Genomic DNA, 24,823 nt, shown 5'->3' on the forward strand with positions numbered 1-24,823 from the left:
CAGCTTATATTTGAAATACGATAAATCGATTTTACCTATTAGTCAGCCATTGCTTTGATAGCCCCAGTCGCCGTAGGTCGAGTCCTACACCTTCGGCGGCCATGGGTTTTCTGCGTGCTCACCAGCAGGACTCATCTGACCAGCACCGTCGCCTCCCAAGCGCCGGTACTGCAGTGCTCAACAATAAAAATACAGGCGTTTGCTTTTCATTCTGCCGGCACACTCACACCCGAGGTCAGAACCACCATGAATACTCCCTTGAGTAACATCAAGCGTTGGCGCGTGCAGATTTTCGCCATCACCTGGCTGGCGTACGCGGCCTTCTATTTCACCCGCAAGGCTTTTTCGGTGGCCAAGCTGGGGATCGTCGACGACCCGAGTTTCCCGCTGGACAAGATGATGATGGCCAACCTGGATGGCATCTACCTGGCGGCCTACGCCGTTGGCCAATTCACCTGGGGCATGCTCGCCGACCGTTTCGGGCCGCGTGTGGTGGTACTCGGCGGGTTGCTGATTTCAGCCGCCGCCGCCCTGGTGATGGGCACGTTTGCCACCTTGCCGATCTTTGTCACGTGCATGTTGATCCAGGGCCTGGCCCAGTCCACCGGCTGGTCCGGGCTGTGCAAGAACCTTGGCAGTTTCTTCCCGGCGCAGCAGCGTGGCCGGGTGCTGGGTTTATGGAGCTCGTGCTACGCCTTTGGTGGCCTGGTGGCGTCGCCGTTTGCCGGATGGTGGGCGTATACGCTGATCGGCACCTGGCATGCGGCATTTATCTCCAGTGCGGCTGTGGTCTTCGTGGTCGCGGTGCTGTTTTTCATTTTCCAGCGCAACACGCCACAGGATGTGGGGTTACCGGCAGTGGAACCGGAACCGGAACAGACTGCCGCCGAGAAGAACGCCAGTGTGCTGGAGCCGCTGCGGGCCATCTTGCGCAACCGTACTGTGTTGACCCTGGGGCTGGCGTACTTTCTGTTGAAGCCGGCGCGTTACGCGATCCTGTTGTGGGGGCCGGTGATTGTGTATGAGCAGATGCCGTCGGTGGGCAAGGTCGGCGCAGCGATTGTGCCGACGGCGTTCGAGCTGGCGGGGTTGCTGGGGCCGATCATGATCGGCATGGCGTCCGACAAACTGTTCGGCGCCCGGCGCATGCCGGCCTGTGTCCTCAGCCTGCTGGCACTGACCGTGGCCCTGGCGTTGTTCATGGGCGCCTTGCACACCGGCAGTGTGGCGCTGGTGATGGCGCTGCTGTTTGTGATGGGCCTGACCCTGTACGGGCCGGACTCGATGATCAGCAGCACCGCCGCCATCGACTTCGGCACCGCCAAGGCCGGCGCGACGGCTGCGGGGTTCGTCAACGGCTGCGGTTCGGTGGGTGCAGTCCTGGGCGGCTTGTTGCCGGGCTACTTCGACACCGTCACGGTGTTTATCGTGTTTGCCGGCGCCGCGTTGTTTTCCTCCCTGGTGTTGATGCCCTACTGGAACGCCAGGCCGGCGGTGCTGGCGCAGGTGGGCGACTTCGTGCCCGACCGTGAGCGCGCCATCAATCCCTTGCGGACCTGAGGGGCATGGCCGGTTTTTTGGTGGATTAGAGTGTTTCAGCGCTATAAACTCTGCCCCCAAAGCGCCGGCCAGTAGACGTCTCGGCGCGATGGACAGAAGAGAGTGAGTCATGGGCGCACAGTGGAAAGTCAAACATAAAGAAGCGGCATCCAATGCCAAGGGCAAGATCTTCGGCAAGCTGGTGAAAGAGATCACCATTGCCGCCCGCAACGGTGCCGACACTGCTACCAACGCACATTTGCGCCTGGTGGTGGAGCAGGCCAAAAAGGCCTCGATGCCCAAGGAAACCCTGGAACGCGCGATCAAGAAAGGCGCCGGTCTGCTCGGTGAGACCGTGCAATACCACCGCGTAACCTACGAAGGTTTTGCCCCGCACCAGGTGCCGCTGATCGTTGAATGCGTGACCGACAACATCAACCGCACCGTGGCGGAAATCCGCGTGGCGTTCCGCAAGGGGCAACTCGGCGCGTCCGGCTCCGTGGCCTGGGACTTCAACCATGTGGGCCTGATCGAAGCCTCGCCGGACAGCCCGGAAGCCGATCCGGAAATGGCCGCGATTGAGGCCGGTGCCCAGGATTTCGAGGCAGGCGAAGAAGAGGGCACGACCTTGTTCATCACCGAGACCACTGACCTGGACGCCGTGCAGAAAGCCTTGCCGGAGCAAGGTTTCACCGTGCTGTCGGCCAAGCTCGGCTACATCGCGAAGAACCCGGTGAGCGGTTTGAGCGATGAGCAGATGGCTGAAGTCGAAGCCTTCCTGGAAGGCCTGGACAACCATGATGACGTGCAGGACATGTTCGTCGGGTTGGCGGGTTGATTCTGATTTGATGTGAACCCGGTCCAAATGTGGGAGCGGGCTTGCTCGCGAATACGGTGTACCAGCCAAGCATGTATTGACTGACACACCGCATTCGCGAGCAAGCCCGCTCCCACATTGGGTTTAGCGGAGTTTGGAAGACTGCAACAAGCTTGTGATTTCCTCGAACCCGGGCCGGGCCAGCACCTCCGGCTGGCAGCAGTTGTCCCGCAAGGCTTCCAGCGCCACGCGCTTTTCCTCGCTCAACCCCGCATCAATCCTTTCCAGCAATTCCCCCAGCAACACCCCGAACGCCCTGACTTCGATGCGCTGCAACGCGCGGGTTTCCTGGCTGTCGACCGTGGCGTGAAACGACGCTGCACCAAAGTCCCCAAGCAGACATTCACCGGCTTCATTCCACAGAATGTTGTGGCCGTACAGATCACCGTGGGTGATGCCTTGCGCGTGCAGGTGCGCCGCCACCGAGGCGATGCCCCGGGCCATGCGCAGCGCCACATCCGCGCTGAAACGGGTGGTGGGCTCGTAGATATCCCGGGTGCACGACGCCAGGCTCGGCAGGGCCGCGAGGTTGCGGTAGCTCGGTTCGATCAGTTGCATCACCAGCGCCGCCTGGCCTTCCGGGTGGTCGACGACACGGCCTTCTACCTTGATCAGGTTGGCATGCAGTCCGGCGGCAATGCAGGCGTGCATTTCGTGCAGGGGCGAGCCGTCACTGGTAATGCTGCCTTTATAGAGTTTGACCGCGACCGCCTTGACCGGCCCGTTTGACGGGGCCCAGTACGCTTTGCGGATGATTCCGGAAGCGCCTTCCCCCAGCACTTCGCTCAATTCCAGCTCGGACCAGGGAATGTTTGGCGTCGCGTCATGGCGGGCCTCTTCCACGGCCATCTCTACCGGATTACCGGCGTAGGCCAGCCAGGTCAGGCTCGGCAAACCCAGCAACCAGTCCGGCAGGCGGGTCATGCGGTTGGAAGCGATGCGGATCAATTCGAGGTTTTTGCACTGGGCGAGACTTTGCGGCAACTGCTCCAGGTGGTTACCGGCCAGCATCAGTTTTTGCAGCAAAGGCCGTTCACCCAGTTCGTCCGGCAATTGGCTGATGTGGTTATCGGTGAGGATCAGCCAGCGCAGCAAGGGTGGCAGCGACGTCGCCGGGACACTGCTGATCTGGTTCGACTTGAAGCCGATCATGCTCAACTGCGCGCACTGGCCCAGGCATTGCGGCAGTTCGGTAAAGGCGTTTTCCGAACAGAACAGCACGCGCAAATGGGGCAGGCGGTGCAGGTCATCCGGCAGGCTGCTCAGGGCATTGCCGGTAAGGTTGAGGATTTCCAGGGAGTCGGCCAGGTCGAAGATTTCCCGGGGGAACTCGGTCAGCCCACAGCGCAGGTCCAGGCGTTTGATACCGGCCAGTTGGCCGGCCTTGAGTTGGGCAAGGGTATCCATGAACGGCGCGTCACTCGGCAATAGGGGCGTGAATGGCGCTCATGATAGCGGGTTGCGGCCCGATCTTCTGCAACTGCCCCAGGCGGCTGGCGGTGCGCGCCAAATCGATGGCCTGGCCGCTCAGGGATTGCTCCAGCGGCTGCTCGCCGATCAGCACCAATTGCTTGTCCTGGTCGTAGAGCACGTCCACCAGGTTGATGAACCGTTGCTGGGCGGCAATCGGACAGTCCGCCAGGTGCGGCAGGCCGTCGATGATCCAGCGTTCATAGTCGCGGCACAGCTGCAGGTAGTCCATGACGGCGGTCGGTTGTTCGCACAGGTCGCTGAAGGTGAAGGCAATGCTGCGGTCCTGGTGCCAGCGGGCAGTCAATTGCCGGGCTCCGACGGTCAGGCTGACCGGGGCCTGATCCGCTGACGGCAGGCCCAGGGCTTGGCGTTGCGCGGCAGTCCCCGGCCACACGAACTGGCCAGCGCTGAACCGCTGATCGCCATGGGCCTGGGCCAGGCTGCGAAAATCCTGGGGGGCGCTGACTTCCATGACGTCCATGCGCGCGCTGATCAGCTCGATCACCGGCTTGAACCGCTGATGGTACAAGGGGTTCGGCAGCAACCCGGCGGGCGGATAATTGGAGGTTACCAGTACCCAGACTCCGCGCCGGAACAGTGCCTTGAACAGGCGGCTGATCAGCATCGCATCGCCGATATCATGTACGTGAAACTCGTCGAAGCACAGCACGCGGCAGCCATCGAGCAACTCATCCAGGGTCACGGCCAAGGCATCGCGCTGCTGGCGATGGGCAAACATTCCCTGGTGCAGACGGGCGAAAAAGTCGTGGAAGTGCACGCGCTGTTTCTCGGCAATCGGCAACGCCTGGAAAAAGCCGTCCAGCAACCAGCTCTTGCCCCGGCCGACGGCGCCGTGCAGGTACAGGCTGCGGGTAGGGCGCCCGGCCAGCAGATGGTCGGTTTGCCGGGCCATGGTCTCGATCACCTGTTGCTGGCTTGGGCTGAGGGTATAGCCCTGTTGCCGGGCCTTGCCCTGGAAGAATGCGCTGATACCGGGGGCGGCGGTGGTCGCCGCGGTTTTACCCAGCAACCGTTTGAGCAGGGGCGGTAAAGCAGCCAATGTCAGTCACTCTGTGTTTCGGTGGTCGCTCACTTTAGAGCGCCGGTTGCGGTTTGACCAATAGAGAAGCACGGCGCGAGCTATCTGGAAAAGGCATGGGTCAATGGATCCAAAACACCGACCTGACTGGCGGATTCCCTTCAAGTGACTAACCTCATACACAGCAGTCACCCCTGTATAAGGATTTGGGGCAGTGAAGGGACACGCAGTCTTGGCAATCATGAGCGCGATGCTCTGCAACACGGTTTATGGTGCACAGCTCCAGGTTGAGGTGCGTATCGACGTGCAGCGGGGGTGCCAGTTGGTCGGCACCACGCGTGAAGCAGGGATCGAGCAGCTCGGCGTACTGGATTTCGGCAGCGGCTCCCGGCTGGATGACCCGGCAGGCCCGTTGAGTGCAGCCTTGATCAGCCAGCGCCAGCCACGCCTGGAGTGCAACCCGGATACGCCGTATCAGATGCGTGTCGACGGCGGCCTGCATGGCGGCATCGGCGAAGTACGTTACCTGGGCGCTGCTGCCCCCTCGATCAAACCCATTCCCTATCGAATTTATGCCGATGCCGCACGCCGCATCCCCTTGGCCGTGGACGTACCGTTGAGCGGCCGTGTGCCCGATTCCGGCACGGTGGACTTGCCACTTTACGGACGCATCGAGCCGCTCAAGGAAATACCGGCCGTGGGGCGTTATTCCGACCTGCTCAAAGTGACGGTGACATGGTAAGCCGCGCCCTGGCCTGCATCGCGCTGGGCGGCCTGTTGCTCCTGGCCGAGGACGCCCAGGCGGCGGTCGCCGGGCAGATTCACGCACGGCTGGTGATTACCGCCAGTTGCCAGGTGAGCAAAGGCACCGACAGCGCGCCGGTGAGCCCGGATGGCGGCTCGGCCTTGCTGGATTTCGGCAGCCACGGACCCACTTGGGACAAGGGCCTGGGTGCCGGCATCAGTGATGGCGACAAGGCCGCGCTCGCGGTGTCCTGCAACCCGTCGGTGGTGAGCAGTTTCACCGTGACCATCGACGGCGGCGCCCATGGCGACGGCATCACCCGGCGCTTGAGCAATGGCCGGCAAACCATACCGTATCGGCTGTCGGCCGATCCTGCGGGCCGAAGCACCTACAGCATCGGCCAGCAACGCAATTTCGTCGTGACCAAGGGCGCACAGGTACCGATCCCGGTATTCGGCTCGGTGGTGGCGAATACCAGGGCCCTACCGGCCGGCATCTACACAGACACCCTGACGGTGACTCTGGATTGGTAATTCATGAGGATGGACATCATGCATGCACTTGTATCTAAAGCAGTTCTCCCATTGGTCGCACTGGCCTGGGTATCGGGTGCCCAGGCGGCCACGACGGTCACCGGGCAGATCAGCTCCACGCTGATCCTGACCAACAGTTGCCTGGTCAACGGCGTGGGCGGCACCACCGGTTTGAACTTCGGTACGATCAATTTCGGTACCACCAACAGCCAGTTCACCACGCAGTCCGGCCAGGTGCTGGGTGGCGGTGGAGGCGCGTTGTCGATCCAGTGTTCCTCGGGCACCTCGCCGGTGATCACCGTGGGCGCGGGCTCCCATGACGGCCAGTCCACGGGCGGCACCCGGGCGCTGTACGACGGCGTGGCCAACTATGTGCCGTATGACTTCTACACCGACACCGGGCATTCGACGCTCCTGGCGATCAACGGAACCATCAACGTAGGCGCGAGCACGGGCGTTGCGCAAACCGTGAACATCTACGGCCAGGCCGTGGGCAAGGCAGGTCTGCCGGCGGGTACCTACACCGACACGGTGTCCGTGCAATTGACGTTCTAGTGCCATGAAGCGGGCCTGCTGGGCGACGCTCGCGGTCATCACGGGTTGGGGAATGCCGTTGTCGTTGCTGGCGGTGACCAGCCAGACGATCCAGGTCAGCGCGACGATTGCCGCAGGCTGCCTGGTGGTGGGCGGCGGCACGAACTACGGCAGCCTGGCGTTCGGCAGCTATTCGTCGTTGTCCACCAGCACGGTGTCGGTGGCGCTGAGCAGCGGGGTAACGCTGCAATGCACTCCGGGAGTCACCTTGAACATGAGCGTCAACGGCGGCTTGTACAACGCCAGTGGCCGGCACATGCAACTCAATAGCGGCAGTGCCCAAGTGGCGTACCAGCTGTTTCAGGACGCGGCCCTGAGCCAGAGCCTGGGGATCAGTCAAAGCGTCAGCGTGGCCTACAGCAACGCGAACAATATAACCCTGCCGATTTACGGCCGGGTGGTGTTACCGGGTAATCAGCCTGGGGGGACGTACAGCGACGTGCTGCAGGTGCAGCTGTCCTGGTAAGGCGATTGGCATGAGGAGTGGAATCTATGTTTGCAGCTTCCCGGCGGTATTGGGTTGCGGGTTTTATCGGTCTGGTGGCGTTGGGCGCCGGGCAGGTCCAGGCTGCCAGTTCGGTGCTGATCTGGCCCATTGACCCGGTGCTGGAGGCCGATCAACAGGCCAGCGCCTTGTGGTTGGAGAACCGCGGTACAGAGACTGCCAACCTGCAGATCCGGGTATTTGCCTGGAGCCAGGGCGGGTTTGACGAGCAGTACCAGAACCAGCGCGACGTGATCGGCAGCCCGCCGGTGGCGAAGATCGAACCGGGGCAGAAGCAATTGGTGCGCCTGACCCGGACCCGGGAAGTGCCGCCGGGCCAGGAGTTGGCCTATCGGATCATCATCGACGAAATCCCCGCCGCCACCCCTGAAACCCCCGCAGCCGATGGCAAGACGGCCGCCGCCATCCGCTTTCAGATGCGTTATTCGGTGCCGTTGTTCGCCTACGGCGCAGGCCTGTGGAGCAAGGAAGATGCGACACGCCAGCGCGACCCCAAGGGCGCGGGCAAGCCTGACCTGAGCTGGAAAAAAGTCACCGTCGGCGGGCGCAACTATGTGGAGATGCGCAACCAGGGCGCGGTGCACGCGCGGCTCACCGATGTGGCGTTCAAGCAGGGCGGGCAGACCCGGCCGCTGGTTGACGGCCTGCTCGGCTATGTACTGCCGGGCGCAACCATGCGCTGGCCGGTGCCACAAGATGTCGCGGGCGATCAGCCGCTGCAGGTGCGAGTCAATGGCGCAGCGCAACTGGAGAACCTTGCGCCGGGACGGTAACGCAATGGAATAGGGCATGGAGCAGCCCTTGGTCTTAACGGATGGAGATGTCCATTGATGGACACAAAGCCTTGGTGAGCCATGGTTGGGCTCGTAGTCGATGGCGATCGGTGTGGGTGGTGGGCGGCCTGGCGGGCCTGGTGCTTGCGCCGCTTGGCGTGGCCGCGCCGTTGCCGCCGCCGCCCAGCAACATGGAGGCTGTTGCCGATGCACAGTTGTTCCTCGAACTGGTGGTCAACCAATTGGACACCGGCCGGGTGGTCGCCGTGGATCAACGGGCCGGCGGCTTGTTTTTGCCGGCCGCGACATTGCGGGATATCGGCATGAAACTGCCGGCCGGCATCACCACCGAGGTCGCACTGGACCACGTGCCCGACCTGCACACCGATTACGACAGCCAGGGCCAGCGCCTCATGTTGACGGTACCGCCGGCATGGTTGCCGGCGCAGTTCATCGGCAATCGCGATAACTACCCGCGCACCCAGGCACTCACCAGTTTTGGTGCGTTGCTCAACTACGACGCCTACTTGAATGACACCGACGATGCGGGCACTTACCTGGGCATCTTCAACGAAGTGCGGCTGTTCGACACGTGGGGCACGCTGTCCAATACCGGCCAATACCGCACCACCTTTGGCGGCCAGACCAGCGGCAGCACTTTGAACAATGGCTACCGGCGCTATGACACCACCTGGCGCTTTTCCGACGATGAGCGCCTGCTGACCTACGAGGCGGGCGACGTGATCAGCAGCGCATTGCCGTGGAGCAGTTCGGTACGCCTGGGCGGGGTGCAAGTGTCGCGGGATTTCGGCGTACGCCCGGACCTGGTGACTTACCCCTTGCCACAATTTGCCGGGGAGGCGGCGGTGCCGTCGTCGGTGGACCTGTTCATCAATGGCTACAAATCCAGCAGCGCAGATCTGCAGCCGGGCCCTTACACCTTGACCAACGTGCCGTTTATCAACGGCGCCGGCGAAGCGGTGGTGGTCACCACCGATGCCCTGGGCCGGCAGGTGTCGACCACCGTGCCGTTCTACGTCACCAGTACGTTGTTGCAAAAAGGCCTGTCGGATTTTTCCGTGGCGGCCGGTAATTTGCGCCGCGACTACACCATTCGGGATTTTGGCTACGGGCCGGGCGTGGCCAGCGGCACCTTTCGTTACGGGGTGTCGGACTACTTCACCCTGGAAAGCCATGCCGAAGCCTCAGGCGACCTGACCCTGGGCGGGCTCGGCGGCAACGTGCGGCTGGGCAACTTCGGGGTGCTCAATACCGCCCTCAGCCAAAGCCAGTTTGATGGCGAGACCGGCCAGCAACTGAGCTTCGGTTATCAATACAGCAACCAGCGCTACAGCCTGTCATACCAGCGAGTAGAACGCCGCGACCAGTACGCCGACCTGACCCTGGTCGACACGCCTTATGCGAGCCTCAGCAAGCGCAGCGAGCAGGTGACCCTGAGCCTGAACCTCAACGATTTCGGCAGCATCGGTGCCGGCTATTTCGATGTGCAGGCAGCCGATGACTCCCGCACCCGGCTGATGAACCTCACCTGGAGCAAGCAGTTGTGGCGCAACACCAGTTTCTATCTGTCGGCCAACCGTGAGGTCGGTGACAGCAACTGGGCCATGCAGGCGCAGTTGGTGATCCCGTTCGACGTCTACGGGAGCCTGGCCTTGAGCAACGAGCGCAGCCAGGCCGGCGAAAGTCGCCAGCGGGTCAACTACAGCCGGGCGGTGCCGTCCGAGGGCGGCGTGGGCTACAACCTAGGTTATGCCAGTGGCGACGGCCCGGCCTATCGCCAGGCCGACCTGACCTGGCGCATGCAGTCGGTGCAATTGCAGGCGGGCGTGTACGGTAGCAGTGACGCCGAGACCCGTTGGGCGGATGCCAGTGGCTCGCTGGTGTGGATGGACAATCAGGTGTTCACGGCCAACCAGGTCAATGACGCGTTTGTGGTGGTGAGCACCGACGGCTATTCCGGTGTGCCGGTGCTCTATGAAAACCAGTTGGTGGGGGAAACCGACCGCAACGGGCACTTGCTGGTGCCGTGGAGCAGCGCGTACTACCGCGGCAAGTATGAAATCGACCCGCTGAACCTGCCGGTCAACGTGCAGACCCCTAATGTCGAGCAGCGCGTGGCGGTGCGTCGCGGCAGCGGCTATTTGCTGGAATTCCCGGTGCGCCGGGTGATCGCGGCCAGTATCACCCTGGTGGATGCCCAGCATCAGGAACTGCCCCTGGGCAGCCAGGTGCGTCACGAGCAAACCGGCGCGCGGGCGGTGGTGGGTTGGGACGGCCTGGTGTACCTGGAGAACCTGGCGGCCCACAACACCTTGCAAGTCACTGTGGGTGAGGGCCGTACCTGCCAGGCAACGTTCGATCTGGATATCAACGAAGCACAGGTGCCGCTGATCGGGCCACTGGTTTGCCAATGAGATAAGGAGTGTGGGTGTGCGGGGCAAGGAATGCATAGTGGGGCTGCTGGTGCTGGCGGGGCTGGGCTTTTCGACACAGGTGATGGCCGCGTGCTCGGTGCCGGGAACCACCTCGCCGGCCGGCTTTGGCTCGATCAGTTCGATGACGGTGCGCACCGCTCCCCAGACCAGTTCCACCACCAATGCCGGCTTGAATTGTGGGGCCACGCTGATCTCGTTGCTGGCAGCCAATGATCACTTCTATGCAACCATCACGTCGGCCACCAGCGGCATGGTCGGCCCCACTGGGGATATCATCAGCTATACGATCTACGGCAGTAACAGCACCAGTTATCCGATCACCCGTGGAACCCAATTCGATTTCGGTGCCACCGGCATCGCCCAAAGCCTGGGGCTGGTATCCGGGCCGGGCACGAAAACCGTGCCGCTTTATCTGAGTTCCATCATCGGCAGCAATGTGGCGGCCGGCCTTTATACTGAGACACTAAGCATTGCCTGGACCTGGAATTATTGCTCGGTCCTCGGTGTGGGTTCTCTCTGTGTCATACGGGACACCGGCAGTGGCACGGCTTCCCTGACCGTCAGCATGACCGTGGCTAACGACTGCACAATCTCTGCACCCAACATCGCCTTCGGCAGTGCGCCGGTAGTCAGTGGTTTTTCCAGCGTGAACGGGCAGGCCACCATTGCCTGCACCAAGGGCAGCGCCTACACCGTGGGCATCAGCGATGGCCAGAACCCGGTGAGTGTGGGTGGGCAGCGGCGGATGGTTTCTGGCAGCAATTTCCTGAATTACGACATTTTCAAAAGCGCCACCACCACCCGCTGGGGCAGCGTGAGCACCGCCCGGCGCGCCAGCTCAACGGCTGAGGTGAATCCCGGGAATGGCTTGGGTACCGGTAGCCAGGTGTTCAACTACAACGCCGCGATCTATACCAACCAGACAACACCGCCGGCCGGCACCTACGTCGATAACGTGGTGCTGGATGTGGCCTTCTAGAACCGCATCGTCTGCTTGAGCATCTGCGTGGTCGACGGGTCTTGCGGGCTGACCATCGCATAGTTGTAGCCCGCGCCCGACCAGTATTCGGCCTGCAGCCCGTCGGCACTGCGGCTGCCACGGGGCAGGAATTTGTTTTCCGGGCCTGGCGGACGGATATAGAAACTGATGCGTCGCCCTTGGGGGTCTTCATACAGCACCATGGCCGCCGCGCCTTGTTCGGTACTGAGCAGGCGCCCGCTGACCGCCTTGAACCCGGCCTGGCTCAGGTCCGGCAGGCGGTAGGCCTGGTTGAAGTAACGGTCGAGCCAGCCTTGCATGTCGCCACCGCTTTGCACGTGGTAGTCGGCGGGCAAGATGCCGTCCTGGGCAAACAGGCGGTAGGCCTGCATCGCGTCGCTCATGGGCGCCATGCTCTCGAGCAGCGTAGCCTGGCGGGCCTGCCAGCCGCCGAGGCCGCCGACACTGACGGCAATCAACAGCATGGCGGCGGTTGCGAGATGGCGGCGTGACTGGCGCTTGACCCGCTGGCGAATCAGGGCCGGGTCCAGCTCGGGGTTGGCGGGTTGTTGCAGTGCGCCGCTCAACGATGCCCGCAGGTGCTGCGCGTCCTGTTGCCAGGCGTGCACCTGGGCGGCGACGTCCGGGTGGGCCGCCAGCCAGGTTTCGAGCTGGCGGCGGTCGGCGTCCAGGAGCTGGTGATCGACGTAGGCATGCAAATCGCGTTCGCTGGGAGGCAGGCTGATCATTTGAGTATCCGCAGGGCAGGGCTGGTGATTTCGCCGTCGCTGAGCTGGCGCAGGGCCTGGCGCGCGCGCGACAGGCGAGACATCACGGTGCCCACGGGCACCTCGAGGATGTCGGCGACTTCTTTGTAGCTCAAGCCTTCCACCGAGACCCACAGCAGCAAAGCGCGCTGTTCGGTGTTCAATTTGTCGAAGGCTTGCAGGGTCGATTGCGCGATGACGGTGCGCTCGACCGACGGCTGCGAATCATCGCGGCCGGTGAAAAACTCCAGCATGCGTGTGTACCGCCGGGAGCGCCGATGGGCGTCGAGGAACTGCCGGTAGAGGATCGAGAACAGCCAGGCGCGCAAGTCGCCTTCGAGGCGTTTGTCGGCCCAACTGATGATCGCGCGCTCAAGGCTCGCCTGCACCAGGTCGTCGGCGCTGCTGGTGTTACGCGTCAGGGACACGGCAAAACGCCGCAACCTGGGGATGAGTTCACGTAACTGTTCGTCGAGTTCGTGCATGGGATTCTGGCTAGTCACTACGCTGGGACTAGGAGGACGTCCGGCGTTGAAGGTTATTCCAGGCCAATAAAAATAAACAGCAGGCCAGGGAATAGAGTGCGCTGGCGTTCGTCCCAAGTGTTCCGACCTTATGTTTCACCCACTCAAGGCCTTGGGCCCTGGAGTTATTTCATGGTAGATCACTCATCACCGCCCCGTCCGCCGCTGAGCACCGCAAGCCTGATAATTCGGTTGGCCAGCATCGGCGTGGTGGTTGCCGTCGTGGCCGGGGCGTTTGCCTACGTTAACGGAAGCCTCGACCCACAGCGGTTGCGCCCCAAAACCCTGGTCAATGCCTTGGAAACCAACAACGGCTTGCACCCTGGCTACCGGCGCAACCATGCCAAGGGCGTGTGCGTGGCCGGTTATTTCGAGAGCAGCCCCGAAGCGCGCCAGTATTCCAGTGCCCAGGTATTCAGCGAGGCGCGTACCCCGGTTATCGGGCGTTTTGCGCTGCCCAGCGGCAACCCGTATGCGCCGGACAGCAGCGTGCCGATCCGCAGTTTTGCCTTGCAGTTCAACTTGGCCAACGGCCAGCAATGGCGCACCGGGATGAACAGCATGCCGGTGTTCCCGGTGGGCACGCCCGAGGCCTTCTTCGAGATGCTCAAGGCCGGCGCACCTGACCCGGCCACCGGCAAGCCGAACCCGGCAGGCATGCCGGCGTTCTTCGCGGCGCACCCCGAGACCGCGCCGTTCCTGGCCTGGGTCAAGACCGCCAAACCGTCTGCCAGCTATGCCACTGAAACCTATAACGGCATCAACGCGTTTTACCTGGTAAACGCCAGCGGCCAACGCCAGGCCGTGCGCTGGGGCGTCGTACCGCAAAGCCAGGATGCTGCGGGGGCCACGGCGCCCGCCGGCAGCGACTTCCTCGAAAAAGACCTGGCCCAGCGCCTGGTGGCCGGGCCGTTGCGCTGGCAGTTGAACCTCACCCTGGCCAACCCGGGCGACCCGGTGGATGACGCCAGCAAGACCTGGACCGGTGAGCACAAGGTGCTGAATGCCGGGACCCTGGTGCTGGAAAGCAGCCAGCCGCAAATGGACGGTGATTGCCGTGACATCAACTTTGATCCACTGGTGCTGCCGAGCGGTATCGAAGCCTCGAATGACCCATTGCTGGCCGCCCGTTCGGCGGCGTACGCCAGTTCCTACCTGCGTCGCACCAGCGAAGTCAGCCAGCTGCACAGCGCCCCTCAGGAGTCGAAGCCATGAATGCCCAACCCCGGTTTTTCGCCCCGCTGGCGCGGCTGCTGCATTGGCTGATGGCGTTGATGATCATCGCCATGCTGTTTATCGGCGCGGGCATGGTGGCCTCGGTTTCCGAACGCCATGAGTGGCTGATCCACCTGCACAAGCCGCTGGGCATTGCGATCCTGGCGCTGGTGATCGTGCGCCTGGTGGTGCGTTTTTCCACGCGCCAGCCGCCGCTGCCTGCCGACTTGCCGCTGTGGCAAGTGCTGGCGGCCAAGGCCTCCCACGTGGTGCTGTATGCGTTGATGCTGGTGTTGCCGCTGCTGGGCTGGGCGATGATTTCAGCGGCCGGCGACCCGGTGATGCTCAGCAGTTCGGTGCAGTTGCCGGCGCTGGTGGGGGCGAATGCGCCGTTGTTTGCCGTGTTGCGCAAGGCTCACGGTTACCTGGCGTATTTGCTGTTTCTAACGGTGTTGTTGCACCTGGCGGCGGCGCTGTTCCACGGTTTGATCCGGCGTGACGGTGTGTTGCAAAGCATGACCGGCAGCAAGGACTGAAGCCTTCCCCGGCGACGGTTGCTGTGATGCAGCCGTCGCCGGGATCGTGGATGTTTAGCGCAATACGCCGACGATATCCGCCACGCTGCTCAACACGTCCTTGCCCAACTGCATCGAGCGTTTGCCCGACCAGCCGGTGTGCGGGTTGGGCGCGTCGTCGTTGTCCTTGAAGGGCATTTCCAGGGTCAGCGACAGGCAATCGAACTTTTCGCCGACGCTGTTGCACGCCAGGGTCATATTGGCTTCGCCCGGCAAATCGCGGGTGTAGCCATGCGCGGTCTGAAAATCCCGGGTGAGGTTGCTCAGGTGGCTGCGGAAGTGTTTTTCCAACTGCTCGATACGTGGCGTGTAGCCCGGGTTGCCTTCACAACCGGCGGTGAACACATAGGGGATTTCCTCGTCGCCGTGGATATCCAGGAACAGGTCAACGCCGTACTTTTCCATTTGTTGCTGGACGAACAGTACTTCGGGGCTGATCTCCTGGCTCGCACTCTGCCAGGCGCGGTTGAGGTCCTGGCCCATGGCGTTGGTGCGCAGATGCCCATGGAACGCGCCATCGGGGTTCATGTTCGGTACCAAGTACAGGTCGGCGGCGGCCAGGAGCTTTTTCAGCTCGGCGTCACCGTCCTGTTGCAGGCGCTCGATGATGCCTTCCATAAACCATTCGGCCATGTGCTCGCCGGGATGCTGCTGGGCGACGATCCAGACCTTGCGCTTGTTGGCCTCGCCCTTGCCACGGCGCAGCAGTTGGATATCACGGCCTTCGACACTTTTGCCGGTGGCCAGCAATTGCGTGCCGGCGCGGTTCAGCGCCTGGTCGATCAGCCAGTCGTGGCGTTCGCGGCTGTAGGGTTCGAAGTAAGCGAACCAGGCCTGTTTTTCACGGGTTTCGAGGGTGATGTGCAGCGTTTCGCCATCAAAGCGGGTGGGCACCCGGAACCAGTTGATATGGTCGTAGGACGCCACGGCGTTGTAGCCGCTCCAGGCGTGCTTGTAAGACGAGTGGCCGGCATTGCTCAGGCGGAAGGTGTGGGTGTGACCCACGTGCATGCCTTCGGCCTTGAAGTGGAACCACTGGAAGTGCTGGCTGCGCGTATCGGGCTTTATCGCCAGCAGCAACTGGTGAGCATCACTGGCGTCGAGCACCTGGATATTGCCACTGTCGAAGTCGGTGCTGATCTTGATGGAGGTCAAGGCCACGGTCATAGTCTGGTTGCCTGAATATGAGTGTTGTGGCGGGCATTTTACACCGGAGCGGGGCAAAGCCTGGATGCAATTTTTGCGGGTGAAGAGGGGGCGTCGTCCATGACGCCGCCGCAGCTTAGAATCTATGAGATTGATTCTCAAGTGCTATTTTTGAAAGAACCGGCCTAGAGCGCTCGATCGACTTTCTTTTGGCGATGGTCTTTTGCTACCATGCGCGCCATCAAGCAACACACAGTCTTCATTAGCCTGAAGTCACGCCAGGGAAAAACTGGCAAAAAAAAGACCCGGCCAAAGAGCCGGGTCAAAAACCGTGATTAGCCTGATGAGGAGATATTCCAAGAGTCCGACCTAAGGTCTCTTGGTCTATCGACTGATCTCGCGATCAGCTAGGTCCAATAATAATCATTATCATTTGCAAGTCAAATGTTTTTATCCCTCGGATAGAAATATTTTTCCCGCGTGCCTGTTACAGGCTGGCCGGCTGTTCGGCACCCCTCGCCGAAAGCCGCAGTGACCGCTCCACCATCACCTTCGCCATATCGATCAAATAGACCACTGAAAACGCCAGGTCCCGGCTATTGCCGTGGGCGCTGTTTGCCGATTCGTACGCAGTGGCCGCGGCGCTGCGCAGCAGGTCGGAGGCGTGGACCAGGGCCTCCTCGTCGCTGATGCCGGGCTTGACCTCGAACAACGTATCGTCAACGGAGGGCGGTGCGGCATCCTCTTTCAGGTAATAGTCCAGCGCGCGTTGGGCGGCGCCACTGCTGCGCAGGAACAGCCGCTCGTCTTCATCGCAGGTGTCGGGCAGGGTATACGGGGTGGTCGTCATAAGGGCAGTGCTCTGTGTGGGTGTCGAAAGCCTGCAATCGATATTAGTACTAATCGTATTTATGGCGTTTTATTGATTACTACAAACTGTTTATTGTCGTGGTGAGTACACAACGTATTGTCAGGGCCCATGGATAAATGGATAGCGTTGGTCAAGGCCAACATGAAAGACCGCAAGGTCACGCAGGACCAACTGGCGTCGCGCCTGGGCATGTCTCAGGGCGGGGTCGGCCACTGGCTGAACAAGCGTCGGGTGCCGAGCCTTGCCGATATGAACCGGGTGATGCAGGAGCTGGGCCTGGATGGGCTCGAGGTCGCGCTGGTGGTTCGCGAAAAAGCGCTCGCGGCGGTTGCCGAGGAACTGCAGCCGGCGCCGCACTACAACCCGAATTACCGTTACCCGGTGAGCGAAGGGAAGGGAGGCTACCCATTGCAGGAAGAACCTCGGCCGTACGGCGTTACTCGTTTTCAGATGAGCGACTATCACGCCCGTGGCAAGGCGTTCTGGATGCGCGTGACTGGCGACGCCATGACCGCCCCCAGCGGCTTGAGTATCAATGAAGGCACGATGATTCTGGTGGACCCGTCCATCCAGCCCGAGCCCGGCAAACTGGTGGTGGCCCAATGGGCATTTGATTCCCAGGCGATCTTGCGCAAATGGGTCAGGCAGAGCGGCCAGCTTTACCTGGTGCCGCTCAACCCTACATACCCGAAGATGCTGTTCAGTGAAGAGTGCCGGATCATCGGCGTGGTGGCGCAGGCGGTCACGAGGTTTTAACTCGCGGCTTCCAGCTCCACCAGTGCGCTGCCTTCACCGACCATTTCGCCTTCCTGGCAGTACAGCGCCTTGACCACGCCGGCATGGGGCGCGCGAATGCTGTGTTCCATCTTCATGGCCTCCAGCACCACCAACTGCGTACCGGGTTCAACGGTTTGCCCGACTTCCACCAGCACTCGCACGATGCTGCCGTTCATCGGTGCGGTCAGGCCGCCCTGATGGGACTGGCTGGCGTCGACGGCGGCAATGGGGTCGAACAGGCTGACACTGTGAACCTCGCCGTCCCAGCGCAAAAACACACTGCCGCCCTCGCGTACCGCCAGATGGGAGCGGCGCACGCCGTGCTGGTCGATCAGCAATTGTTCGCCGTGCAACTGGGGCGGGTTGACGCCGGCTTGCAGCATTACCAGGCGATCCTGGCCGTTGCAGCTCAGGTGCAGGGAAACCTCGCCCGGCAAGCCTGCGCGAAAACCTCGGGTGTCGGCCCAGGGCGAACGGGTGTCAGTGCTCGGTTGGGTCTGCATGAACGCCTGGCCGGCGGCCTGCCAGAATGCCTCACTCAATTCGCCAGGCGCCGGCAGCAGCTCATCCTGATAACGCGGGATAAACCCGGTATCGAGCTCGGCAGCGGCAAACGCCGGATGGCCGATAATGCGCCGCAAGAAGCCCAGGTTGGTCTTCAGTCCACCCACGGCAAATTCATCGAGCATGCCCAGCAGCCGCAGGCGCGCCTGTTCGCGGTCTTCGCCCCAGGCAATCAGCTTGCCCAGCATCGGGTCGTAGAACGGCGACACGTTGTCGCCTTGTTCGACGCCGCTGTCTACCCGGCGCCCGGGCCCTGGCGTGGATTCGCGGTACAGCGCCAGGTGCCCGGTGGCCGGCAGAAAATCGTTGGCCGGGTCCTCGGCGTACAGGCGCACTTCAATCGCATGCCCCAGCAGTGGCACTTGCTCCTGAGTCATCGGCAGCGGCTCGCCCTGGGCCACGCGAATCTGCCAGGCCACCAGGTCCAGGCCGGTGATGGCCTCGGTCACCGGGTGTTCCACCTGCAGCCGGGTGTTCATCTCCATGAAGAAAAACTCGCCCCGGGCGTCCAGCAGAAACTCCACGGTGCCCGCGCCCACGTAGCCGATGGCCTGGGCCGCACGCACGGCCGCTTCGCCCATGGCCTTGCGCTGCTCGGCACTCAGGCCCGGCGCCGGGGCTTCTTCGACGACTTTTTGATGGCGGCGCTGGATCGAGCAATCGCGCTCATTGAGGTACAGGCAGTGACCGTGCTGGTCGGCGAACACCTGGATCTCCACGTGACGCGGTTTGAGCAAATACTTTTCCACCAGCATCTGCGCATTGCCAAACGAGGACAGCGCTTCACGCTGTGCCGAGGCCAACGCTTCGGCCAGTTGGCTGACGTCCTCGACCACTTTCATGCCCTTGCCGCCACCGCCTGCCGTTGCCTTGAGCAGCACCGGGTAACCGATACGCTCGGCTGCCTGGCGGAAAGTCTCCAGATCCTGGGCGTCGCCGTGGTAACCCGGCACCAACGGCACGCCGGCGGTTTCCATCAACGCCTTGGCGGCCGATTTGCTGCCCATGGCATCAATGGCCGAGGCGGGCGGGCCGAGGAAGATCAACCCGGCGGCTTCAATGGCGCGGGCAAACCCTGCGTTCTCCGAAAGAAACCCATAACCCGGGTGAATCGCCTGGGCGCCGCTGGCCTGGGCCGCGGCGATCAGTTTGTCGATTTGCAGGTAACTGTCGGCGGCCTTGCTGCCGCCCAGGTCCACACGAATATCAGCCTCGCGGGTGTGCCGCGCGTCACGGTCGGTGGCGCTGTGCACGGCCACGGTGGTCAGGCCCATGGCCTTGGCGGTGCGCATCACCCGACAGGCGATTTCGCCACGGTTGGCTACCAATACGGTAGTAAGCGTCTTCATGAACAGGGCTCCTGAGGCTGCCAGTTGGGCGCGCGTTTTTGCAGAAAGGCACGCAGGCCTTCCTGGCCTTCGGCGCTGACGCGGATCCGGGCGATGGAGTTCTCGCAGTAGCGACGCAACGCTGGCGTCAGGGCACCGTGGCCGACTTCCCGTAGCAGGTCCTTGCTGGCGCGCATGGCCGCGGGGCTGTTGAGCAGCAGATTGGTAATCCACAATTCGACATGTATGTCCAAATCATCGGCAGGATAACTTTCCGCCAGCAAGCCGATTTCCCGTGCCCGCTGACCGCCAAAGCGATCCGCTGTGAGGGCATAGCGACGGGCTGCCCGTTCGCCGATCGCCTGCACCACGAACGGGCTGATCACCGCCGGCGCCAGGCCAATGCGCACTTCCGACAGGCAGAACTGCGCATCGTCGGCGCCAATCGCCATGTCGCAGCAACTGATCAACCCCAGGGCACCACCGTAGGCCGCACCCTGGACTACCGCCAGCGTCGGGATCTTCAGCTTGGCGAGGTTGTACATCAGCTCCGCCAGTTCTCGGGCATCGTCCAGGTTGGTGTGGTAATCCAGTTCGGCCGACTGCTGCATCCAGGCCAGGTCGGCGCCGGCGCTGAAGTGTTTGCCGCGCCCGCGCAGTACCAGAAAACGCAGGGCCGGATCGCCTTGCACCCGGTCCAGGGCAATGATCAGTTCGCGGATCATTTCGGCATTGAACGCGTTGTTCTTGGCTTCACGACTGAGCCACAGCGTGGCAAAGCCACGGGGGTCGGTGATCAGTTCGAGGGTGTTGAAATCGCTCATGGGGTGCAGCTCCATTTACATGCGGAACACGCCGAAGCGGCTCGGCTCGATGGGGGCGTTCAGCGCGGCGGACAGGGCCAGGGCGAGCACGTCGCGGGTCTGCAGCGGGTCGATGACGCCGTCATCCCACAGCCGTGCGCTGGAGTAGTAGGGGTGGCCCTGGGTTTCGTACTGGTCGAGGATCGGCTGCTTGATCGCCGCTTCCTCATCGCTGCTGAAACCCTGGCCGGCGCGCTCGGCCTGCTCACGCTTGACCTGCACCAGCACGCCGGCGGCCTGTTCGGCGCCCATCACGCCGATGCGTGCGTTGGGCCACATCCACAAGAAGCGCGGGTCGTAGGCGCGTCCACACATGCCGTAGTTACCGGCGCCGAAGCTGCCGCCGATGATCACGGTGAACTTCGGCACCTTGGCACAGGCTACCGCTGTCACCAGTTTGGCGCCGTGCTTGGCGATGCCGCCGGCTTCGTATTTCTGGCCGACCATGAAGCCGGTGATGTTTTGCAGGAACAACAGCGGAATCCCGCGTTGGCAGGCCAGTTCGATAAAGTGCGCGCCTTTCTGCGCGGCCTCGGCGAAGAGGATGCCGTTGTTGGCCAGGATCGCAATCGGATAGCCGTGCAGGTGCGCAAAGCCGCACACCAGTGTGGTGCCAAACAACGCCTTGAATTCATCGAACACCGAGCCGTCCACCAATCGCGCGATCACCTCGCGTACATCGAACGGTTGCTTGGCGTCGGCCGGAATCACGCCGTACAGCTCTTCGCTGCTATAAAGCGGCGCCAGCGGCGTGCGTTGTTGCAATTGCCCCAGCTTGCGCCAGTTGAGGTTGGCCACACTGCGCCGAGCCAGGGCCAGCGCATGTTCGTCGCTGTCGGCATAGTGGTCGGCCACCCCGGAAATCTTGCAGTGCACATCGGCACCGCCCAGGTCTTCGGCGCTGACCACTTCACCGGTCGCCGCCTTCACCAGCGGCGGGCCGGCGAGGAAGATGGTGGCTTGCTGGCGGACCATGATTGCTTCGTCCGCCATCGCCGGCACATAGGCACCACCGGCAGTGCAGGAGCCCATCACCACCGCGATCTGCGGGATGCCCTGGGCGCTCATGTTCGCCTGGTTGAAGAAGATTCGTCCGAAGTGCTCGCGGTCCGGGAACACTTCATCCTGACGCGGCAGGTTGGCGCCGCCGGAGTCCACCAGGTAGATGCACGGCAGGCGGTTCTGCTCGGCGATGGTCTGGGCGCGCAGGTGTTTCTTGACGGTCAGCGGGTAGTACGAGCCGCCTTTCACCGTGGCGTCGTTGGCGACGATCATGCACTCGACGCCTTCCACCCGGCCAATCCCGGCAATCACCCCGGCAGCGGGCACGTCTTCGCCGTACACCTGATAAGCCGCCAGCTGGCTGAGTTCAAGGAACGGCGAGCCAGGGTCGAGCAAGCGATTGATCCGCTCGCGGGGCAACAGCTTGCCCCGCGACGTATGCCGCTCCTGGGCCTTGGCGCCGCCGCCTTGCTGCACCTGGGCGAGCAGGGTATGCAGGGCGTCGACCTGTTGGAGCATCGCCGCGCTGTTGGCGGCGAATTCCGCCGAGCGCGGGTTGAGCTGGGTGTGCAGGGTAGCCATGGTGCGCGCTCCGTTCAGCGGGTTTCGTTAAACAGTTCGCGACCGATCAACATGCGCCGGATCTCACTGGTGCCGGCACCGATTTCATACAGCTTGGCGTCACGCAATAGACGGCCAGCCGGGAACTCATTGATATAGCCATTGCCGCCGAGAATCTGGATCGCGTCGAGGGCCATCTGGGTAGCGCGTTCCGCGCTGTAGAGGATCACGCCGGCGGCGTCCTTGCGCGTGGTTTCGCCGCGCTCGCAGGCCTGGGCCACCGCGTACAGGTAGGCGCGGCTGGCGTTGAGCTGTGTGTACATGTCGGCGACCTTGCCCTGGATCAGCTGGAACTCGCCGATGCTCTGGCCGAACTGCTTGCGGTCATGGATGTAGGGCACGATCAGGTCCATGCAGGCCTGCATGATCCCGGTCGGGCCGCCGGACAGCACAACGCGTTCGTAATCGAGGCCGCTCATCAGCACTTTCACGCCGCCATTGAGTGCGCCGAGGATGTTTTCTTCCGGCACTTCGACGTCATCGAAAAACAACTCGCAGGTGTTGGAGCCGCGCATGCCGAGCTTGTCGAACTTGTTGCTGCGGCTGAAGCCCTTCGAGTCGCGCTCGACGATAAACGCGGTGATGCCGTGGGCACCCTTTTCCAGGTCGGTCTTGGCGTAGATCACGTAGGTATTGGCATCAGGGCCGTTGGTGATCCAGGTCTTGCTGCCGTTGAGCACATACACACTGCCGCGTTTATCGGCGCGCAGCTTCATGGAGACCACGTCGGAGCCGGCGTTCGGCTCGCTCATGGCGAGTGCGCCGATGTGTTCGCCGCTGATCAGCTTGGGCAGGTATTTGAGTTTTTGCTCATGGGTGCCGTTGCGGTTGATCTGGTTGACGCAGAGGTTGGAGTGCGCGCCGTAGGACAACGCCACCGAAGCCGAGCCCCGGCTGATTTCTTCCATGGCCACCACGTGGGCCAGGTAGCCCAGGCCGGCGCCGCCGTATTCTTCCGGCACGGTGATGCCCAGCAGGCCCATATCGCCGAACTTGCGCCACATATCGGCGGGGAACAGGTTGTCGATATCGATCTGCGCAGCGCGCGGCGCCAGTTCCTTGGCCACGAAGGACTGCACCTGGTCGCGCAGCATGTCGATGGTTTCACCGAGGGCGAAGTTCAGGGAGGGGTAACTCATGGACGGGCACCTTCTAGCGTTGTTTTTGTATGGCCAATACGCCGGGGAGGGCGATCACCTTTACGTTAACGTAAACTTGCGTTGCGGGCCTGTCAATCGTAGTTTACGTTTACGTCAACCTACAAAAAAGACAACAGGGGTCGTTATGGATCAATCGAATCAGAGCTACAGCCGCGGCTGTCAGGACAAGGCCTTGCTGGCCATGACTATCGGCCAGGCCTTTGATCAAACGGTTTCGCGCTACTCCGACGGCGAAGCCTTGGTCGTGGGCCATCAACAGCGTCGCTACACCTGGCGGCAACTGGCAGAGACGGTTGATTTGCATGCACGTGCGTTCCTGGCCTTGGGGATGCAGGCCGGCGACCGCTTGGGCATCTGGGCCCCCAACTGCGCCGAGTGGTGCATCAGCCAGGTCGCCAGCGCCAAAATCGGCGTGATTCTGGTCAATATCAACCCGGCGTATCGCAGCAGTGAATTGGAGTACGTACTCAAGCAATCCGGTTGCCAGTGGTTGGTGTGCGCCGGGTCGTTCAAGACCTCCGATTACCACGGCATGTTGCAGGAGCTTCAACCTGACCTGCGCGGCATCATCAGCCTTGATCCCAGCCCGCCCCCGGGGTTTACGCCCTGGTCGCAATTGGCGGCCCTCGGGGCAGGCGTCCCGCCCGAGCAATTGCAGATCCGCCAGGCCGGCCTGCACTTCGATCAACCCGTCAATATCCAGTACACCTCCGGCACCACCGGCTTCCCCAAGGGTGCCACCCTCAGTCACCACAACATCCTCAATAACGGCTACATGGTTGGCGAAAGCCTGGGCCTGACGGCGCAAGATCGCCTGGTGATCCCGGTGCCGCTGTATCACTGCTTTGGCATGGTGATGGGTAACCTGGGCTGCATCACCCATGGCACCACGATGATCTACCCGAGTGACGGTTTCGACCCATTGCTGACCCTGGCTGCCGTCGCCGAAGAACAGGCCACCGGGCTATACGGGGTGCCTACCATGTTTATCGCCATGCTTGATCACCCGCGCCGCGCCGAGTTCGACCTGTCGCGCCTGCGCACCGGGATCATGGCGGGCGCCACTTGTCCGATCGAGGTGATGCGCCGGGTTATCGGCGAGATGCACATGAGTGAGGTGCAGATTGCCTATGGCATGACGGAAACCAGCCCGGTGTCGTTGCAGACCGGGCCGGATGATGACCTTGAGCGGCGTGTTACGACGGTTGGCCGGACCCAGCCACAGCTGGAAAGCAAGATTATCGATGACGCCGGTAACACGGTTGCTCGGGGCCAGGTAGGGGAGCTGTGTACCCGTGGCTACAGCGTGATGCTCGGTTACTGGAATAATCCTGACAGCACTCGTGAGGCTATCGACGAGGCGGGCTGGATGCACACCGGCGACCTGGCGACCATGGATGAACATGGGTACGTGTGCATCGCCGGGCGTAACAAGGACATGATCATTCGTGGTGGCGAGAACGTTTACCCGCGCGAGTTGGAGGAGTTTTTCTTTACTCATCCGGCGGTGGCGGATGTGCAGGTGATCGGGATTCCGGATGAGCGTTACGGTGAGGCGATTGTGGCGTGGATCAAGTTTCATCCGGGGCATGTGGCTAATGAGCTTGAGCTGCAGACGTGGTGCAAGGGGCGGATTGCGCACTTCAAGATGCCCAAGCATTTCAAATTTGTGGATGAGTTTCCGATGACGGTGACGGGGAAGATCCAGAAGTTTCGGATGCGGGAAATTATGATTGAAGAGTTGAAGGGGGGGTGAGGGGTGTTTATCCGTTATTTAGGTAACGGCGGCTTATGGTTTCGCTCTTACAGCGAGTCACTTTGCAAAAGCGGCAAAGTAACCAAAGCGCTCTGCCCCGCCTGTCGGCACCTCGCCTAGGCTCGGTGTTCCCTCACTCCG

At 62.3% G+C, this 24,823-nt stretch carries 23 protein-coding genes; 13 read left to right on the forward strand and 10 right to left on the reverse strand.

Going from position 1 to position 24,823, the window contains the following annotated elements; all coding sequences use genetic code 11:
* The first annotated feature begins 246 nt into the window (after positions 1 to 246).
* Positions 247 to 1,560, forward strand: a complete 1,314-nt coding sequence (locus HX801_RS01365; RefSeq protein WP_003212430.1) for an MFS transporter — start codon at positions 247 to 249, stop codon at positions 1,558 to 1,560.
* Between the two features lie 109 nt (positions 1,561 to 1,669).
* Positions 1,670 to 2,377: a YebC/PmpR family DNA-binding transcriptional regulator gene (locus HX801_RS01370; protein WP_102369528.1), complete on the forward strand. Its 708-nt coding sequence runs from the start codon at positions 1,670 to 1,672 to the stop codon at positions 2,375 to 2,377.
* A 123-nt stretch (positions 2,378 to 2,500) separates the two neighbouring features.
* On the opposite strand, the gene HX801_RS01375 is transcribed toward HX801_RS01370, so the two are convergent.
* On the reverse strand, positions 2,501 to 3,823 hold the full coding sequence (locus HX801_RS01375) for a leucine-rich repeat-containing protein kinase family protein (protein ID WP_177021440.1): 1,323 nt from the start codon (positions 3,821 to 3,823) through the stop codon (positions 2,501 to 2,503).
* Positions 3,824 to 3,833: 10 nt separating this feature from the next.
* On the reverse strand, positions 3,834 to 4,949 hold the full coding sequence (zapE, locus tag HX801_RS01380; protein ID WP_134327000.1) for a cell division protein ZapE: 1,116 nt from the start codon (positions 4,947 to 4,949) through the stop codon (positions 3,834 to 3,836).
* A gap of 229 nt (positions 4,950 to 5,178) precedes the next feature.
* Here zapE and HX801_RS01385 point away from each other — a divergent pair, with 229 nt between their 5' ends.
* From HX801_RS01385 to HX801_RS01415, 7 genes are read left to right on the forward strand one after another with little or no spacing between them, the layout of a single operon-like run.
* Positions 5,179 to 5,670 carry a spore coat U domain-containing protein gene (locus tag HX801_RS01385; RefSeq protein ID WP_218166240.1) on the forward strand — a complete coding sequence of 164 codons (492 nt, stop codon included), beginning with the start codon at positions 5,179 to 5,181 and terminating at the stop codon, positions 5,668 to 5,670.
* Positions 5,664 to 6,206 (forward strand): spore coat protein U domain-containing protein, encoded by a 543-nt coding sequence (locus HX801_RS01390; RefSeq protein ID WP_003212440.1) that lies wholly within the window; start codon positions 5,664 to 5,666, stop codon positions 6,204 to 6,206. The genes HX801_RS01385 and HX801_RS01390 overlap by 7 nt, the downstream gene beginning before the upstream one ends.
* Before the next feature lie 18 nt (positions 6,207 to 6,224).
* Positions 6,225 to 6,761, forward strand: coding sequence for a spore coat protein U domain-containing protein (locus HX801_RS01395; protein WP_032898768.1), 537 nt, complete (start codon positions 6,225 to 6,227; stop codon positions 6,759 to 6,761).
* A gap of 52 nt (positions 6,762 to 6,813) precedes the next feature.
* Complete coding sequence (locus HX801_RS01400) at positions 6,814 to 7,266, forward strand: spore coat U domain-containing protein (RefSeq protein WP_371316552.1); 453 nt, start codon at positions 6,814 to 6,816, stop codon at positions 7,264 to 7,266.
* A 26-nt stretch (positions 7,267 to 7,292) separates the two neighbouring features.
* Complete coding sequence (locus tag HX801_RS01405) at positions 7,293 to 8,078, forward strand: molecular chaperone (protein WP_177021441.1); 786 nt, start codon at positions 7,293 to 7,295, stop codon at positions 8,076 to 8,078.
* Positions 8,079 to 8,119: 41 nt separating this feature from the next.
* The gene (locus HX801_RS01410; protein ID WP_177021442.1) at positions 8,120 to 10,513 is read left to right on the forward strand and encodes a fimbria/pilus outer membrane usher protein; all 2,394 of its coding nucleotides are present in this window, start codon (positions 8,120 to 8,122) and stop codon (positions 10,511 to 10,513) included.
* A gap of 16 nt (positions 10,514 to 10,529) precedes the next feature.
* A complete protein-coding gene (locus tag HX801_RS01415; protein WP_371316159.1) occupies positions 10,530 to 11,513 on the forward strand; it encodes a spore coat protein U domain-containing protein in 984 nt (327 codons plus the stop codon).
* Here the strand turns inward: HX801_RS01415 and HX801_RS01420 are convergent.
* Both HX801_RS01420 and HX801_RS01425 read right to left on the reverse strand, forming a co-directional pair.
* Positions 11,510 to 12,262 (reverse strand): anti-sigma factor, encoded by a 753-nt coding sequence (locus HX801_RS01420; protein ID WP_003212454.1) that lies wholly within the window; start codon positions 12,260 to 12,262, stop codon positions 11,510 to 11,512. The two genes, HX801_RS01415 and HX801_RS01420, sit on opposite strands and share 4 nt — an antisense overlap.
* Positions 12,259 to 12,765 carry an RNA polymerase sigma factor gene (locus tag HX801_RS01425; RefSeq protein ID WP_003212456.1) on the reverse strand — a complete coding sequence of 169 codons (507 nt, stop codon included), beginning with the start codon at positions 12,763 to 12,765 and terminating at the stop codon, positions 12,259 to 12,261. Before HX801_RS01425 ends, HX801_RS01420 begins: the two co-directional genes overlap by 4 nt.
* A 171-nt stretch (positions 12,766 to 12,936) precedes the next feature.
* On the opposite strand from HX801_RS01425, the gene HX801_RS01430 reads away from it, so the two are divergent.
* Positions 12,937 to 14,019, forward strand: a complete 1,083-nt coding sequence (locus HX801_RS01430) for a catalase family peroxidase (protein WP_008431493.1) — start codon at positions 12,937 to 12,939, stop codon at positions 14,017 to 14,019.
* Positions 14,016 to 14,555 (forward strand): cytochrome b, encoded by a 540-nt coding sequence (locus tag HX801_RS01435; RefSeq protein WP_003212459.1) that lies wholly within the window; start codon positions 14,016 to 14,018, stop codon positions 14,553 to 14,555. Before HX801_RS01430 ends, HX801_RS01435 begins: the two co-directional genes overlap by 4 nt.
* A gap of 54 nt (positions 14,556 to 14,609) precedes the next feature.
* Here the strand turns inward: HX801_RS01435 and HX801_RS01440 are convergent, their stop codons facing one another.
* Both HX801_RS01440 and HX801_RS01445 read right to left on the reverse strand, forming a co-directional pair.
* Positions 14,610 to 15,761 (reverse strand): M14-type cytosolic carboxypeptidase, encoded by a 1,152-nt coding sequence (locus HX801_RS01440; RefSeq protein WP_087694667.1) that lies wholly within the window; start codon positions 15,759 to 15,761, stop codon positions 14,610 to 14,612.
* A 466-nt stretch (positions 15,762 to 16,227) separates the two neighbouring features.
* Positions 16,228 to 16,590, reverse strand: coding sequence for a DUF6124 family protein (locus HX801_RS01445; RefSeq protein ID WP_102369523.1), 363 nt, complete (start codon positions 16,588 to 16,590; stop codon positions 16,228 to 16,230).
* Positions 16,591 to 16,719: 129 nt separating this feature from the next.
* Between HX801_RS01445 and HX801_RS01450 the strand changes: the two genes are divergently transcribed.
* Positions 16,720 to 17,367, forward strand: a complete 648-nt coding sequence (locus HX801_RS01450) for a LexA family transcriptional regulator (RefSeq protein WP_177021443.1) — start codon at positions 16,720 to 16,722, stop codon at positions 17,365 to 17,367.
* Here the strand turns inward: HX801_RS01450 and HX801_RS01455 are convergent.
* The 4 genes from HX801_RS01455 to HX801_RS01470 are packed head-to-tail and all read right to left on the reverse strand — an operon-like array spanning position 17,364 to position 22,905.
* Positions 17,364 to 19,301, reverse strand: coding sequence for an acetyl/propionyl/methylcrotonyl-CoA carboxylase subunit alpha (locus HX801_RS01455; protein ID WP_177021444.1), 1,938 nt, complete (start codon positions 19,299 to 19,301; stop codon positions 17,364 to 17,366). The genes HX801_RS01450 and HX801_RS01455 overlap by 4 nt on opposite strands.
* Positions 19,298 to 20,104 (reverse strand): gamma-carboxygeranoyl-CoA hydratase, encoded by an 807-nt coding sequence (locus tag HX801_RS01460; RefSeq protein ID WP_177021445.1) that lies wholly within the window; start codon positions 20,102 to 20,104, stop codon positions 19,298 to 19,300. Before HX801_RS01460 ends, HX801_RS01455 begins: the two co-directional genes overlap by 4 nt.
* A gap of 15 nt (positions 20,105 to 20,119) precedes the next feature.
* Positions 20,120 to 21,727: a carboxyl transferase domain-containing protein gene (locus tag HX801_RS01465; protein ID WP_003212470.1), complete on the reverse strand. Its 1,608-nt coding sequence runs from the start codon at positions 21,725 to 21,727 to the stop codon at positions 20,120 to 20,122.
* 14 nt (positions 21,728 to 21,741) lie between these two features.
* Positions 21,742 to 22,905, reverse strand: a complete 1,164-nt coding sequence (locus HX801_RS01470) for an isovaleryl-CoA dehydrogenase (protein WP_003212472.1) — start codon at positions 22,903 to 22,905, stop codon at positions 21,742 to 21,744.
* A 145-nt stretch (positions 22,906 to 23,050) separates the two neighbouring features.
* Here HX801_RS01470 and HX801_RS01475 point away from each other — a divergent pair, with 145 nt between their 5' ends.
* Positions 23,051 to 24,682 (forward strand): AMP-binding protein, encoded by a 1,632-nt coding sequence (locus tag HX801_RS01475; RefSeq protein WP_087694671.1) that lies wholly within the window; start codon positions 23,051 to 23,053, stop codon positions 24,680 to 24,682.
* Positions 24,683 to 24,823: the final 141 nt, after the last annotated feature.

Origin of the sequence: Pseudomonas sp. G1002, from assembly GCF_013385455.1 — a bacterium.
In the GTDB taxonomy this organism is placed as follows: domain Bacteria; phylum Pseudomonadota; class Gammaproteobacteria; order Pseudomonadales; family Pseudomonadaceae; genus Aquipseudomonas.